Annotated in this window: 10 protein-coding genes; 3 read left to right on the plus strand and 7 right to left on the minus strand. The window is 73.9% G+C overall.

Features of this window, described 5'->3' with window-relative positions:
- The first annotated feature begins 8 nt into the window (after positions 1-8).
- The gene (locus ACQP2Y_RS27195; RefSeq protein WP_433717862.1) at positions 9-980 is read left to right on the plus strand and encodes a SemiSWEET transporter; all 972 of its coding nucleotides are present in this window, start codon (positions 9-11) and stop codon (positions 978-980) included.
- 14 nt (positions 981-994) lie between these two features.
- Here the strand turns inward: ACQP2Y_RS27195 and ACQP2Y_RS27200 are convergent, their stop codons facing one another.
- The gene (locus ACQP2Y_RS27200) at positions 995-3739 is read right to left on the minus strand and encodes a hypothetical protein (RefSeq protein ID WP_433717863.1); all 2745 of its coding nucleotides are present in this window, start codon (positions 3737-3739) and stop codon (positions 995-997) included.
- Between the two features lie 117 nt (positions 3740-3856).
- On the opposite strand from ACQP2Y_RS27200, the gene ACQP2Y_RS27205 reads away from it, so the two are divergent.
- Positions 3857-6088, plus strand: a complete 2232-nt coding sequence (locus tag ACQP2Y_RS27205; protein WP_433717864.1) for a putative bifunctional diguanylate cyclase/phosphodiesterase — start codon at positions 3857-3859, stop codon at positions 6086-6088.
- Here the strand turns inward: ACQP2Y_RS27205 and ACQP2Y_RS27210 are convergent.
- The 3 genes from ACQP2Y_RS27210 to ACQP2Y_RS27220 are packed head-to-tail and all read right to left on the minus strand — an operon-like array spanning position 6069 to position 8741.
- Positions 6069-6659 (minus strand): DUF305 domain-containing protein, encoded by a 591-nt coding sequence (locus ACQP2Y_RS27210; protein WP_433717865.1) that lies wholly within the window; start codon positions 6657-6659, stop codon positions 6069-6071. The two genes, ACQP2Y_RS27205 and ACQP2Y_RS27210, sit on opposite strands and share 20 nt — an antisense overlap.
- A gap of 56 nt (positions 6660-6715) precedes the next feature.
- Entirely contained in the window at positions 6716-7987 is a 1272-nt protein-coding gene (locus ACQP2Y_RS27215) for a primary-amine oxidase (RefSeq protein WP_433717866.1), read from the minus strand.
- A 16-nt stretch (positions 7988-8003) separates the two neighbouring features.
- On the minus strand, positions 8004-8741 hold the full coding sequence (locus ACQP2Y_RS27220) for a hypothetical protein (RefSeq protein ID WP_433717867.1): 738 nt from the start codon (positions 8739-8741) through the stop codon (positions 8004-8006).
- A gap of 173 nt (positions 8742-8914) precedes the next feature.
- On the opposite strand from ACQP2Y_RS27220, the gene ACQP2Y_RS27225 reads away from it, so the two are divergent.
- Complete coding sequence (locus ACQP2Y_RS27225) at positions 8915-9952, plus strand: LLM class flavin-dependent oxidoreductase (RefSeq protein WP_433717868.1); 1038 nt, start codon at positions 8915-8917, stop codon at positions 9950-9952.
- A 31-nt stretch (positions 9953-9983) separates the two neighbouring features.
- On the opposite strand, the gene ACQP2Y_RS27230 is transcribed toward ACQP2Y_RS27225, so the two are convergent.
- From ACQP2Y_RS27230 to ACQP2Y_RS27240, 3 genes are read right to left on the minus strand one after another with little or no spacing between them, the layout of a single operon-like run.
- Positions 9984-10775: an SAM-dependent methyltransferase gene (locus ACQP2Y_RS27230; protein ID WP_433732080.1), complete on the minus strand. Its 792-nt coding sequence runs from the start codon at positions 10773-10775 to the stop codon at positions 9984-9986.
- 29 nt (positions 10776-10804) lie between these two features.
- Positions 10805-12877 carry an EAL domain-containing protein gene (locus tag ACQP2Y_RS27235; protein ID WP_433717869.1) on the minus strand — a complete coding sequence of 691 codons (2073 nt, stop codon included), beginning with the start codon at positions 12875-12877 and terminating at the stop codon, positions 10805-10807.
- Positions 12874-13608 (minus strand): RNA polymerase sigma factor, encoded by a 735-nt coding sequence (locus ACQP2Y_RS27240; RefSeq protein ID WP_433717870.1) that lies wholly within the window; start codon positions 13606-13608, stop codon positions 12874-12876. Before ACQP2Y_RS27240 ends, ACQP2Y_RS27235 begins: the two co-directional genes overlap by 4 nt.
- Positions 13609-13623 lie beyond the last annotated feature (15 nt).

The raw sequence follows: 13623 nt of genomic DNA on the forward strand, positions 1-13623 counted from the left end.
TTTGGATCATGCACTCCATCGCTCTGCTCGGCTGGTTCGGCGCCGCTCTGTCCATCACTCTCCCCTGGCCCCAGGTCTGGCGTTCCGTCGCCCGCGGCCGCACCAAGGGCCTCTCCGCGACCGCCTGCTGGCAGGGCACGGCGATGCCGGTCGGCTGGATCACCTACGGCCTGCTGACCGGCGAGACCGTGCAGGTCGTGACCAACACCGTGACCGGTGTGGCCGGCCTCGCGGTGCTGGTGACGGTGCTGATGAAGCAGAGCGAACTGCGTACCGGCCGCAAGCTGCTGGTCAGCGCGGCCGGCGCGGCCGGAGTCCTCACGGCAGCGGCGGGCAGCGCGATCGCCGGCCGGCTGACCGACATCGGCGGCCACCGGGCCGCGGCGTTCCTGGGCGCGGTGCTGGCCTGCACGGCGATCCTGGGCGCGATCCCCCAGCCGCTGTCACTGCTGCGCGACCGTAACCAGGACCTGGCCGGGCTGTCCGCGATGCGCTGGTGGCTCGCGGCCTTCGCGTGCGGCTCGTGGTGCACGTACGGCCTGGCTACCGGCCAGCTGGCCGTCTGGTTGTCCGCGCTGGTGGGCCTGGCCAGCGCTCTGATCGTGTGCTGGGTCCTGGTCACCGACCGCCGCTCCCGCGCCGCTGTCTCCGCGGTCGCCGCCCCCGCCGCCCCCGCGGTCGCCGCAGTGGCCGCTCCCGCGGTTGCCGTCCCCGCGACCGCCACTGTTGCCGTCCGGACCGCGCGCAGCTCCGTCCGCGTTGTCCGCCCGGCTCGTGCGCCCGCGTCGGCCCTCTGCCCGACCAGGGCGGCCGGTCCGGGTGCTGCCGCTCGCGTCGTCCGTCCCGCTTCCACCGCGGCTCGCCCGGTCTACGGCGCCGCACGGGTGACACGGCCCCGGCCGGCGCGCGGCGTGGCCACCGTGCCCCACCCGTCCGAGGCCGCGACCATGATCATGGTCCGGGAGTTCGTCCCGGCCTGACGCCGGCGGGAGTGTCAGCGGGTGGCCCGTCCCCACAGCGCGGGCCAGTCACCGCCGCCGAGCCAGGAGGACGGCACCAGCGCACCGTGCGCGACGATCCGGGGCCAGAATCCCTCCGGCTCGGCGCCCAGCTCGACCGCGTCCGGCCAGGCCGCCTGCCAGCCTTCGTCGTTCAGCGACGACTGCGGATAACCCGGCACCCGCACCCGCCGCCGACCCGTCACCGCGGTGACCGCCCCTGCCGCGCCCAGGCCGCCCCACGACGTCACCGCCAGCACGCCCGCGCGCAACAGCTGCCGGGGCGGCCGTCCCGCCATGGCCTGCGCCAGCTCGGGTGCGTCCTCGCGCAGCAGATGCCCCAGTGCCGCGCGCAGCCGGATCGCCACCAGTTCCGCGTTGCGGGCCGGCGCGACCCGCGGCAGCCGGGCCAGTCGGCGCAGAGTCCGCGGGATCGGCACATCCGCACCCAGCGGCGCGAGCTTGTCCCGCACCGCCGCGGGCATGCCCGCCACCGCTTCCGACAGCGGCCGGTGCTCGCTCGCCTCCCAGAGCTCAGCGATCGGCACGTCGGTGAGCAGGCGCCGGCAGCCGCGGATCAGGGTCGCCGGACTGCTGCGCCGCAGGGCTACCAGCGCCGGCGGCCCCGGCTCGGCGCCGATCAGGGCGGCGAGCAGCGGGGACGGCCGCAGGGCGGCTTCGGCCAGCTCCCCGAGGCGGTCCCCCACCTCGGCGGTCAGCCGGGCGGCCGGGGCCGGTCGCTGCGCCCGCCGCACCGGTACGGGCAACAGCGGCTCGACTCCCGCGTCCAGCTCTTCCCCGACGGGCAGCGGCAGCGACGCGATCCAGTCGAGGGTCCGCCGCCGCAGGTCCTCATCCGGGTCCTCGTTGAACCGGGCCTTGATCTCGCCGATCCGCCAGCCCCGGCCGGTGAGCCGGACCTCGACGTTGGCGACGATCCGCTCGTCGGGCCCACGCAGGGCCACCAGGACCTGCCGGCCCACCGCAGCGCCGTCGGCGTACGAAGGTCCCGCAATGCAGTTGCCCATGTAGCCGGCCCAGCGCGCGAGCTGCCGTCCGGTCCGCGCCACCTCGATCCGGAGGTCGGTGCCCGGCAGCAGGGTGCCGTCGGCGGCCTCGGCCGGGGCCGGGACGGCGAACCGGCCCGGCTGGGCCTCGGCGGCGGTGACCCCGGCGAGCAGGCCACCGACGAGTTCCGCCCACGTGCGCGGGCGCGGCGCCACGCTTCCGCCGAGCTCGGCGAGCTGAGCGGTGCCGGCCGCGGCCGCTGCGACGGCGTCGAGGCGGGGCATCAGCGGGTCGTCCGGCGGGTCGGTTTCCGGGTCCGCGTGCGGGCCGTACTCGTCGGTGGTGAGTTCGGCGGCCGGGTTGCCGCGCAGCCGGGCCAGGGCGTCGGCGAGTTCGGCGTACCAGAAGAGGTCGCCGACCGTCTCCGTGGCCGCTGTCAGTTCGCCGGTGGCGTGTTCCCAGCCGGGCCGGCGTTCCGGGGAGAAGTAGCCGACCTGCTCGCGCCATGGGCCGAGCCCGGTGGCGGCCCAGGCCTGCCGGGCCGGGCGGGCCCTCTCGTCCTCGTGGAACCGGCCTTGAACGACATAGGCGCGGGCGTTCTCCAGGGCCAGCATGCCGTAGTCGCGGGCCAGCGCGAGCCGGTCGCGCACGTACCGGGTCTGTTTCTGGCTCAGCGGCCCGCCCGCCGGGATGCGCCGCAGATCCCGCAGGTAGCGGACCGGCCGCGACGGGTGCGTGCACAGGCCGGGCACCGGCCGACCGGCGTCGGTGGCCTCCCGCTTGGTGAGCGTGGCGATCGCCGCCGTGATCTCGTCGCTGTGCCGTCGCAGCGCCTCCGCACAGCCGTCGTCGACCGCCGTCGTCGCCAGCCGGGCCAGCACCGTCGCGGCCAGGGCGTCGCTGAGCAGCCGCGCCGCGCGGGCCGACCACACCTCGGGCGGGGGCTCCCAGAGCGCGGCCTGGACCAGGGTCGGTTCGGCCCCGAACCCGCGGCGCAGCCGCAGCAGGATCTCGTCGTGCTCGAACCGCTCGGCCCGGGCCTGGAGGTCCTCATAGCCCGCCGGGCGACGCTGGCTGTCGAGCAGCCGCTCGCGGCGCTGCCGGGCCAGCCCGGCCGCGCAGACCTGCTCCCACAGGTCGGTCAGCAGCCGCAGCCGTCGCGGCCCGGACAGCGGGCCGAGGACGCGGCCGAGGTGCGAACCGACGACCGAGGGCAGGCCGGACGGGAATGGGTCGACCCCCTGCGGCGCCCGCAGCGCGAGCATCCGGACGAGCTGCTCGGGCCCCAGCAGGTCGGCGGCGGTCACGGCGTACCGCAGCACCGGCCACCGGCCGGCGGTGATCGCCTCGAGGGCGGCCGCGCCCAGCGGCTTGGTCGCGTCCGGGCCGAAGAGCGCGACCAGCAGCGCCGGCGGTGGGCCCAGCCGGTCGGCGAAGCCCGGTGCGGCCAGCGCGGCCAGCACCGCGTCCCGGCGGTCCCCGGCACCACCGTCGATCCGCGCCGACCGGTGTCCGGCCCCCAGGTCGACGTCCGCGCCGGCCGCGACCGCACCGCCCGCGGCGACCAGTTCCCCCAGCCGGGCCAGGATCTCGGCCGCCACTTCGGCGCTCGTAGCGGGACCCACCGCGACCGGCGTGCCCGGTGCGAGCCGGGCAGCATCGCGGACCGGGCCGGCCGCGAGCACGCGGTGACCCGGTTTCGGCCTGATACCGCCCGAGAGGGTGACTCCCACCCGATCATGATGACGCCCGCGTCCACCGGAATACGCCGCCGGCGCCGGCCGATCACTCATGCCCGCCCGCGGGCCGCCGATCAGGTTCCAGACGGTTGACGAGACAGGAGTTCGACTATGCGCGGTTGGCTCCCGACCGGCGGCGGCTTGCGCGACGAGGACTGGGCTCGTCGCCACCGGCTGCTGACCATGCTGCTCGCCTCGACCGTGCCCGGCCTGACCGTGTTCGGCGCGGCGCGGGGCGGGCTGGACGCGGATTGGCTGGTGACAGTGCTGCTGGTCCTGCCGTGCGTCGTCGGCGCGGTGCTGATGCCGGCGCGCCGGTTGCCCTCGATCGCGGTCGCGGCCGGCTTCACCATCGCCTGTGCCGGTTTCGTCGCCATGTCCGACGGGCTCACCGAGTCGCACTTCAGCTTCTTCGTCGCCGTGGCCGCGCTGGCGTTGTATCGCGACTGGGCGCCGTTCGGCGCCTTCCTGGTCAGCACCACCCTGCACCACGCCGTCTTCGGCACGCTCGTCAGCGAGCACACGTACGACCACCGCAGCGCCGAGTTGCACCCGTTCACCTGGGCGCTGCTGCACGGGCTCGCGGTGCTGCTGGCTGCGGCGTTCCAGGTGGTCGCCTGGAGCCTGACCGAGGCCGAGGAGCGGCGCGCCGAGGACAACCTGGCCGAGAGCAAGGCGCAGCTCAGCGTCGCGTTCGACGAGACGCCCGTACCGATGGCGATGCTCGCGCCCGACGGGCGGTTGCTGCGCACCAACTCGGCGTACCGGTCCTGGCTGGGGCTGCCGGCGGAGCTGCCCGCGGGCTTCGGGGTGGCGGACCTGCCCATGACGCCGGTGGATCCCGCCGAGGCCGGGGTCTTCGAGGCGCTGACGCAGGCGACGGATCCCGTGACGTTCACGACGGCGTACCGGCGGCACGACGACGGTTCGGTCATGCACGTGGAGGTGCACAGCAACGGGCTGCGCGACCGCGACGGCAAGCTGCGGCTGATCTTCGTGCACTGCATGGACGTCACCCGGCAGCAGGAGCACGAGGCCGCGCTGCGCCGCCAGGTACGCCAGGACTCGCTGACCGGACTGCTGTCCCGGGCCGCCTTCGAGGTCGACCTGTTCGCCATGCTGAGCGCCGACACCGCCCCGGTCTCGGTGCTCTACCTCGACGTGGACCGCTTCAAGACGATCAACGACGGGTCCGGGCACTCCGCCGGCGACGACGTGCTGCGCGCCCTGGCCGAGCGGGTGACGCGGACGGTGCCGGCCGGTTCCCTGGTGGCCCGGCTCGGCGGTGACGAGTTCGTGGTCGCGCTGCCCGGCCCGCAGGAGACCGGCGTACGCGTGGGTCGGGCCGTGCTGGCCGCACTTGCCGAGCCGCTCCCGGTCGCCGGCGCCCAGCTGCAGATCGCGCTCAGTATCGGCCTCGCCGTCGCGCACGGGCCGCGCCAGGCCGAGCAGGCCGTGCTCGCCGCCGACACCGCGATGTACGCGGCCAAGCGCGCCGGCGGCAACCGCCTCGAACTGTTCAACGACGACATGCGGGTCGCGGTGCAGCAGCGCATCACCGCCGAGTCCCGGCTGCGGCAGGCCCTCGACGGCCGGCGCGAGGCGACCCTGCCGGTGTGGTTCCAGCCCATCGTGTCGCCCGCCACCGGCCTGATCGTCGGCGCCGAGGCCCTGGTACGGATGTGGACCATGGAGGGTGAGCTGCTCGCGCCCGGGCACTTCATCGCCGCCGCCGAGGAGACCGGACTGGTCGTCCCGCTCGGTGAGCACGTGCTGGCCCAGGCCCTGCGCCACCTGCACCGGTGGCGCGACGAGCTGGGCTACGTGTCGGTCAACGTGAGCCCGCGGCAGCTGTCCGAGCCCGGCTTCGTGCCGATGCTGGCCGGCCTGCTCGCGGCGAGCGGCCTGGACGACCGGGCGCGGCTGGTCCTGGAGATCACCGAGACGGCCCTGCTGTCCAACTCCGTGGACCTGCAGGATCGTCTGCACGCGCTCAAGGCGCTGGGCGTACGGATCGCCCTGGACGACTTCGGCACCGGCTACAGCTCGCTGACCTGGCTGCAGTCCGTGCCCGCGGACATCGTCAAGCTGGACCGCTCGTTCGTCGCCGGGCTGGCGAGCGATCCGCGCAAGGCGTCGATCATCTCGGCCGTGCTGTGGCTGGCCCGGTCGCTGGGCATGTCCGTGGTCGCCGAGGGCGTGGAGGACATCGCGGACTGGGACGCGCTGCGCACGGCCGACTGCCCGGCGATCCAGGGCTACTACTTCAGCCGGCCGCTCACGCCGGAAGACATGCACGCCATGCTGGTGCGGCCCCGCGAGCTCAGCCTGGAGGCGGCGTGACGAGCAGGGCCCGCATGGCGTCGTTCTCGGCGGTCTGCTCATTGATGATGTGGGTGGCCAGCGTACGGATGTAGGCGTTGCCGCCGTCCTCCAGCGCCGAGCGGGCCATGGTGATCGCACCGGTGTGATGGGCGATCATCTGCTGGAGGAAGAGCCGGGACGCCTCGGCCGGCGCCGCGTCGCGTACCCGATCGAGCTGGGCATCGCTGAGCATGCCGTGCGCCGCGGCCTCCCCGCCGCCGTGCAGCTGCCGCACCACCGGATCGGCCGGGTCCACCGCCGGCCGTCCCCAGGCGACCAGCCAGGCGTTCGTCTCATCGATCTCGCGCTGCTGGTCGCGGGCGATGAAGCCGGCGACGTGCCGGATCCGCTCGCTCACCCCGGGCTCGGCGGCGACGATGCGGCTCAGCTGCACCGCCTGGGCGTGGTGCACGACCATCATCTGGGCGAAGAGCAGGTCGACGCCGTTCGGCGCGGCGACGGACGCCGACGGTGCCGCCACGGGCGTGGATCGGGGCCCGCACCCGGCGACGGCCAGGACGAGGACCAGAACAAGGCTGCGGACGCGCATCAGTCTCCTCATCGGACGGCCGGCCCCGGGCGTCACCCGGGACCGGCGCGGTCACGTCAGTTCTGGCCGTTGACGCCGCTGAGGGCGGGCGGGGCGAGCCGGTTGATCTCGGTGAAGTCGCGCGGGACGAGGTCGAAACCCTGCCAGTGCAACGGCATCGGGCTCTGGTCCTCGTCGCGCGGTACGTGGTGGAAGCCGACCCGCACCCACATGATTGGATCCGCGAGAGTCTCGGGACGCAGCGCGTAGTCCACGATGCCCCGACGGCCGGGGCACTGCGGGTCGGCGTTGCCGGTCGCATACCGCTCGCAGGCGTGGAACTGGGTGAACGTCACGTCCGGGACCGTCTCCGGGTGCGCCTCGTAGACGTCGTTCGCGCCGGTGACCAGCTCGTACGAGCGGTTGTGCCCGTCGGCGTTCTTCGCGCCAGGGCTGACCACCCGCCACCAGCGGCGGTTGACCTTGGTGAAGCTGCCCTCCTTGGCGATGGTCTTGTGCACGGTGGCGATCTTGGCCGACACGCTGCCCGGGCCGGTCACCTTGGAGTCGTATTGCTCGACCTGCTCTTTACCGCCGCCGGCGATGTCGAAGTCCACCCGCCAGAACGCGCTGTGATAATGGTTGGTCGCGTACGCCTGCTTGCCCTTGCCGATCGGCCAGCCCTTGTCGGGGGTGGTGAAGTCGATCGGCGACAGGTCACCGGTGGCGCCGAGGCGGGCGGAGATCTGGCCGTCGTCGTGCAGGCGGTACTCGGTGACGTACTCGTACCAGCCGACCCGGCTCAGGGCGCGCAGGACCAGGTCGTGGCCCTGCTTCGCGTACGGCTTGCCCGGCGTCTCCTCGTTGGCCAGGTGGTACGCGAGCCCGGAAGCCTCCGCACCCACGCACAGCACCTTGCGCCGCTGCGGCTCGGCACCACCGTCCGAGCCGACCCGCGCGGAACCGCCCTTGCAGTCGTCACCGGCCAGCGTTTGCAGGTACTCGCCGCCGAAGCCGAACTCGGTGATGTCGTTGTACTCGGTCTCGCCGGAGTCGTACGGGACGTTGAGCTGGGCCAGGGTCAGCGACTTGAGGATCCGCACCGGCTGCGGATGGCGCGTCGAGGCGATCGAGACGTTCTCCAGCACGAGGCCGCTCTTCGCGTGCATCCGCCAGCAGAGCTGCCAGGTGGTGCCGTTCGGCAGGGTCTCCTTGACCGTGGTGGACGCCGCGCACTGCTGAGGTGCCGGGGCCTGGGCGGCGGCCGGGCCGGCCCCCGTACCGGTGATGCCGGCGGTCGCGAGCAGGGCGGCCGCCGCGGCCGCGCCCATGGTCCGCTTGATCTTCATCTGTGCGCTGTCCCCGTCACTTCAGCCGGGCGACCGTGCGCCCGGAGAGGTCGATGATGATGTCGTCGAGGTCGATGAACGGCCCGTCGGCGGCCTGGACCACCAGCCGCAGGCAGCGGTGGGCGCCGCAGCGGCGGACCGCGGCGGGATCGGCCGGGCGCGCCTGGTGGACGTGCGCGGTGACGACGACGTCCTGCTTGCCGGTCCAGGTCCGGCTGGTGGCCTGGGCATAGCGGTCGCGCAGGTCCTTCGCGTACGGGCCGGCCAGGACCAGGTCGAGCGCCGTGGCGACCTCGCGGTCGGCGGCGGGCTGCTGCATGCCGGTGGCCGTGTACGAGCCGGTCAGCTTGCCCGTGCCGAGGTCGACGACCTGCTTGACGAGCTTGTCGGTGCCGTAGTCGTAGAAGTAGAGCTCGGCGCGGCGCACGGAGCTGTCGGCGGACAGTTCGGCGGACAGGTACTCCGGCCCGGCGGCGCCCGTGACGTCCTTCGCGGCGGCCAGTTGCGGCGTCAGCGCGGCCGTACGGGCCTTGGCGAGCTCGCCGGTGGTCAGGGCGTCACTGCCCGTCCCGGCGGCCGGCTCGGCCACCGGGCTCGGATCCGAGACCCGGGGCTGCTCGGCCGCCGCTCCCGGCGTGGTCCCCGGCGTCGGCGCCGCGCTCGCCTGCCAGCCGGCCACCCCGAACGCGGTCACTGCCGTCGCCGTCGAGATGCCCAGCCCCCAGGCCCATCTCCGCACTGTGGTCGATCTCAAGTCGCCATTCCTCCCCCTCGATGCTTGCGGGCTGAGCCTGGGCGAGACACCGTGAGGCGGAGGTGAGGTTTGCCCCTTGGTGCCCAATTCCCGACACGAACGATCTATGCCGGCAGATCGGTATCAGCCGAGGCTCACGCGGCGCGCCGGCGGCGGTGAGGCATGATCGACACATGCTGCCCGTGGAGTTCGGACTGGACACGTTCGGCGACGTCACCGTCGGCCCGGACGGCGAAACGCTGCCGTATGCGCAGGTCATCCGCAACGTCGTCGAGCAGGCGGTGCTGGCCGACGAGGTCGGCGTGGACGCGTTCGGGCTCGGCGAACACCACCGCGACGACTTCGCGGTGTCGGCGCCGGAGATCGTGCTGGCGGCCATCGCCAGCCGCACCCGGCGGATCCGCCTCGGCACCGCGGTGACGGTGCTCAGCTCCGACGACCCGGTCCGCGTCTACGAACGCTTCGCCACCCTCGACGCGGTGTCGAACGGCCGGGCCGAGATCACCCTGGGCCGCGGCTCGTTCACCGAGTCGTTCCCGCTGTTCGGCTACAACCTGAACGACTACGACCGGCTCTTCGCCGAGAAGGCCGACCTGATGGCCGAACTGCTCCACGAGGAGCCGGTGACCTGGGCCGGCACGGTCCGCCCGCCGCTGGACGGCCAGCAGGTCTACCCGAAGACCGCAGCCGGGCGGATCCCGACCTGGGTCGGCGTCGGCGGCAGCCCGGAATCGGTGGTCCGCGCGGCCCGGTACGGCTTCCCGCTGGTCCTGGCGATCATCGGCGGCGACCCGGCCCGCTTCGCGCCGTACGTGGAGCTGTACCACCGGGCCCTGGACCAGTACGAACGCGAGCCGCTGCCGATCGCGGTGCACGCGCCGGGCTTCGTCGCGGCCACTGACGAGGAGGCGGTCGAGACGCTGTGGCCGCACGCCCGGGCGTCGATCACCCGGATCGGGGCCGAGCGGGGGTGGCCGCCGCTGACCCGCGAACGCTTCGAGGCGGACATCGCTGAGGGGGCTTGGCACGTCGGTTCACCGGAGACGGTGGCTCGCAAGATCGCCCGGACGGTGGGGGTGCTGGAGGTGCAGCGTTTTGATCTGAAGTACTCGGCCGGGACGCTGCCGCACGAGGATCTGATGACCGCGATCCACCTGTACGGGACCGAGGTCATTCCGCGGGTGCGGGAGCTGCTGGAGAACGATATCTGAGCTGCGCGACCGGCCGGGGCCGACACTCCACTCAGGGCTTCTGGCCGATTGCGGCGACCACCGCCATGTCGCCCGGGTCGCCGTCACCCTGCGGGCCGGCCGGCCATTCGTGCACCCAGACCAGCCCGGGCGGCACCAGCACCGTGTCGCCGAAGAACCGCATGATCTGCGACCGGCTGCGGCCAGTCGCCGTCGACACGTCCGTCCGCCGGTACAGGTCAGCGACCCCGTCCAGCGCCGCGTCCGCCGCGGTCTCCGAGACCCCGTGCGAGATCGCCACATACGACCCCGGCGGCAGGCTGGCGAGCAGCCGCTCGACCGCCGGATAGGCGTCGTCGTCCGGCACGAAGTGCAGCATCGCGACCAGCAGCAGCCCGATCGGCTGCTCCAGGTCGAGCAGCCGGCGCACGCTCGCGTGGCCGAGGATCGCCTCGGGGAAACGCATGTCGGCCTGCACCGCGGCGGCGAACCGGTTGTCGCGCAGGATCTCACCGGCGTGCGCCACCGCGACCGGGTCGATGTCGATGTAGACCACCCGGGCATCGTCCACGCGGCGCTGGGCGATCTCGTGCACGTTGCCGACCGTCGGGATGCCGCTGCCGATGTCGAGGAACTGCCGCACGCCCGCGTCGAGCATGAACTGCACGGCCCGGTTGAGGAACGCGCGGTTGGCCCGGGCCATCTCGCCCGCCGCGGGGATCATCGCCAGCAGCCGCTTGGCCGCCTCACGGTCGGCGGCGAAGTTGTGGCTGCCGCCGAGCAGGGCGTCGTAGATCCGGGCGCTGCTGGGCCGGCTGGAATAGTCCGCGTCCGCGTTCCCCATGCCGAGGAAGCCTACTCCACTGTGGTCGGTCACGAGGCCACCCGCCGGTCCGCGACGGTCACCATCCGGGCCGGCCCGCGCAGCAGTGCGGGCACCTGGTGCGGGGTCGTCGGCGCGCCGTAGCGCAGCCCCTGGGCGCCATCGACACCCGTTCCGGCCAGGCGGGCTTGGACCCCCTCCTCGTCCACGCCGTGCACGGTCAGGGTGAGGCCGAGCGCGTGCGCGACCCGGGCCATCCCGGACAGCAGGTCCCGGTCGGCGTCGGGGCCGGTGGCCGGGGATCGCAGCAGGCTCGCCGGCGACCGCAGGCCGTGCAGCGGAAGCTCCCGCAGGTACGGCAAACTGCTGTACCCGTTGCCGAAGTCGTCCAGCTGGAGCCGGACCCCGAGCGCCGCCAGCGCGGTCAGCACGGTGTGGCTGTGCTCCCCCGCCGGTACGGCGTCCAGCCCCGACAGGTGCAGGTGCAGCCGCCGGGGTGGCAGGCCGCTGCCGGCGAGCGCCTCCCGCACCAGGTCGACGATGTCCGGGTAGCCGATCTGGTGCACCGGCAGCTCCAGGCCGATGAACGGGCCCTTGCGGCCGCCGTCCCAGCTCATCGCCTGCCGGCAGGCCTGCCCGAGGAAGCTGCCGGCGAGCCGGGTCGTGGTGTCGCGGTCGCCGGTGAGCTGCCCGATCCGGGTGAGGTCGAGGATGCCCAGGTGCGGGTGCCGCCACGCCATCCGCGCGTGCAGCCCGGCGACGCGCCCGGTGCCCAGCTGCACCACCGGCTGGTACGACGGCGGCCCGGTGACGAGCCCGGACACACTGGTGGCGGCGCGCGGCCGGCCCGGACCGGCGGGTTGCGGGTCGTACGCGGCCCAGCCGGTGGTGCCGGCCCGGGCCTGGCGCAGGGCGATCTCGGCGTCGACCAGCACCCGGGTGACGTCGAGGCCGGCGGTCGGCACGTCGACGACCCCGACCGCGGCGTGCAGCGGGGCGGTCAGACCCGTGCCGGGCAGCGAGGCGGGCTCGGCCAGCTCGCGGGTGAGCTGCTCGGCCAGCTCGGCGAGATGCGCGAGGCCGCCGCTGTCCTGCACCAGCAGCACGAACGTGTGCCCGCTGTGCCGGGCCAGCAGATAGTCCGGGTGCCGGGCGACGCGCTGCAACCGACGGGCCACCTCGGTCAGCACGTGATCGCCGGCGTCGGCGCCGAACTGCTCACCGACCGCGACCAGACCGCCCAGGTCGATGAGGCAGAGTCCGACGTGCCGGTCCGGGTCGTCACCGTTGGCGGACTGCCGCAGGCGCTGCACGAGGCACGCCTTGTTGGCCAGGCCGGTGACCGGGTCGTAGTAGGCGAGCCGGTGGTAGCGGGCCTCGCTGTGCTGCAGGGCGGACTGGAACTCGCGGGCGGCCCGCTGGGTGGCCCGGTGCAATGACTCCTGCTGAGCCAGCGTGCGAGCCTGGACAGCGGCGGCGAATCCGGCGGCGAACGTACCGGCGACCTGGCGGGCCGGGCGCCGCACGGTGTCGCCGTCGCTGAGGTGGTCGAGCAGCAGGGTCATGCTGGCCGGCAGCGCTTCGGGCCGGCTGACGCCGAGGGCGACAACCTCCACCCCGACCTGGTAGGCCGCGTCGAGATCCGGCGGGCTCACCTGGGTGGCGGCCCGCAGACAATCCGCGTACGCCTCGAGCGTGCGCGTCGCGGCGTCCTCGGCGATCGGCAGGTAGACGCCAGCGGCCGCCGCGGCGGCGAACCACATGTCGCCCAGGCTCTGGCCGCGGGTGCCGGGGACCGGCTGCCGCGCCGGCTCCAGCGGGCGGGCGGCGGCGGGCAGGGGCGCGAGGGTACGGCGAGCGCTGAGCACCGTGCGCGCAGCCTGATCGAGGGCGGCATCCGTGTACTGCACCGCGGTCTCGAGCGCGGCGGCAACAATGCCGTCGGCGCGGTGGCGAGCGTCCTCGATCAGCCGGTCGGCGGGCGCCTCGGCCGAGGAGGGCTCGTCCTCCTCGGGCACCGGGTCGTAGCCGCACTCGGCGAGGATCTCGTTGAGCGCGGCGATCATCATCGCGTGGGTCAGGCCACCCTCATCCGGCGGAAACGGCTCGTCGCGCGGCGTCATGACCGGCCTCCCTCGGACTCGGGCTCGGACTTGGTCACTGATTCGGGCTTGGACTCGGGCTCGGGCTTGGACCCGGCCTCGGCCCCAACCTGCGGCTCGGTGGGCCGGGCCCCAGCTGCCTGCGCCTCGGCGCCAGGCTCAGCCGTCCGCCCACGCTGCGAAGGCGCCGCCTGCCACATGGCCACCGCCTGCTTGCGACCCAGTTTCAGGGCCGTTCGAACCGCCTCCGGCGTCTTGCCCACCTGCCGGGCGATCTCGGTCGGCGTCAGCCCCTCGGCCGACAGCTCCAACGCCTCACGCCGCGCCGGCGGCAGCTGGGCCAGCACCCCCGCGAACCATTCCTGCAGCTCGTACGCCACCAGCTCGGGGTCGGCCCGCCCGGTGCCCAGCTCGGCGACGTCGGCGACCAGCACCTCGACGTCGCCGCGCCCGGCGCTGCGTCGCTGTTTGAGCCAGTGTGACCGGGCCGCGGTGCGCACCCAGGCGACCGGGTGGGTCAGCTCCGACCAGCGACGCAGCGCCTCCCGGATCGCCTCGGCAACGGCGTCCTGGGCCTCCCAGCGGTCGGCGCCCTCCCGCAGCAGGCTGCGCACGAGGCCCGCCCAGTACCGCCGGAAGAACTCCTCGATCTCGTCGGCAGGAGGCGGCTCCGGAACAAGCGGTGGGGATATCGGCGGTGACGCCGCACGCTCCACGTCGGGTGTGTCGTGCGTGCCGTGCGCGTCGGGCACCGATGTCTCCGTTCG

Source organism: Actinoplanes sp. CA-051413 (assembly GCF_050955795.1).
Taxonomy (GTDB): domain Bacteria; phylum Actinomycetota; class Actinomycetes; order Mycobacteriales; family Micromonosporaceae; genus Actinoplanes.

Bases quoted from the DNA above. Each gene is read 5' to 3' on its own strand.
- ACQP2Y_RS27225 (WP_433717868.1), top strand. From the start codon at position 8,915: ATGCTGCCCGTGGAGTTCGGACTGGACACGTTCGGCGACGTCACCGTC.
- ACQP2Y_RS27215 (WP_433717866.1), bottom strand. From the start codon at position 7,987: ATGAAGATCAAGCGGACCATGGGCGCGGCCGCGGCGGCCGCCCTGCTC.
- ACQP2Y_RS27235 (WP_433717869.1), bottom strand. From the start codon at position 12,877: ATGACGCCGCGCGACGAGCCGTTTCCGCCGGATGAGGGTGGCCTGACC.
- ACQP2Y_RS27205 (WP_433717864.1), top strand. From the start codon at position 3,857: ATGCGCGGTTGGCTCCCGACCGGCGGCGGCTTGCGCGACGAGGACTGG.
- ACQP2Y_RS27210 (WP_433717865.1), bottom strand. From the start codon at position 6,659: ATGCGCGTCCGCAGCCTTGTTCTGGTCCTCGTCCTGGCCGTCGCCGGG.
- ACQP2Y_RS27195 (WP_433717862.1), top strand. From the start codon at position 9: ATGCACTCCATCGCTCTGCTCGGCTGGTTCGGCGCCGCTCTGTCCATC.
- ACQP2Y_RS27230 (WP_433732080.1), bottom strand. From the start codon at position 10,775: ATGGGGAACGCGGACGCGGACTATTCCAGCCGGCCCAGCAGCGCCCGG.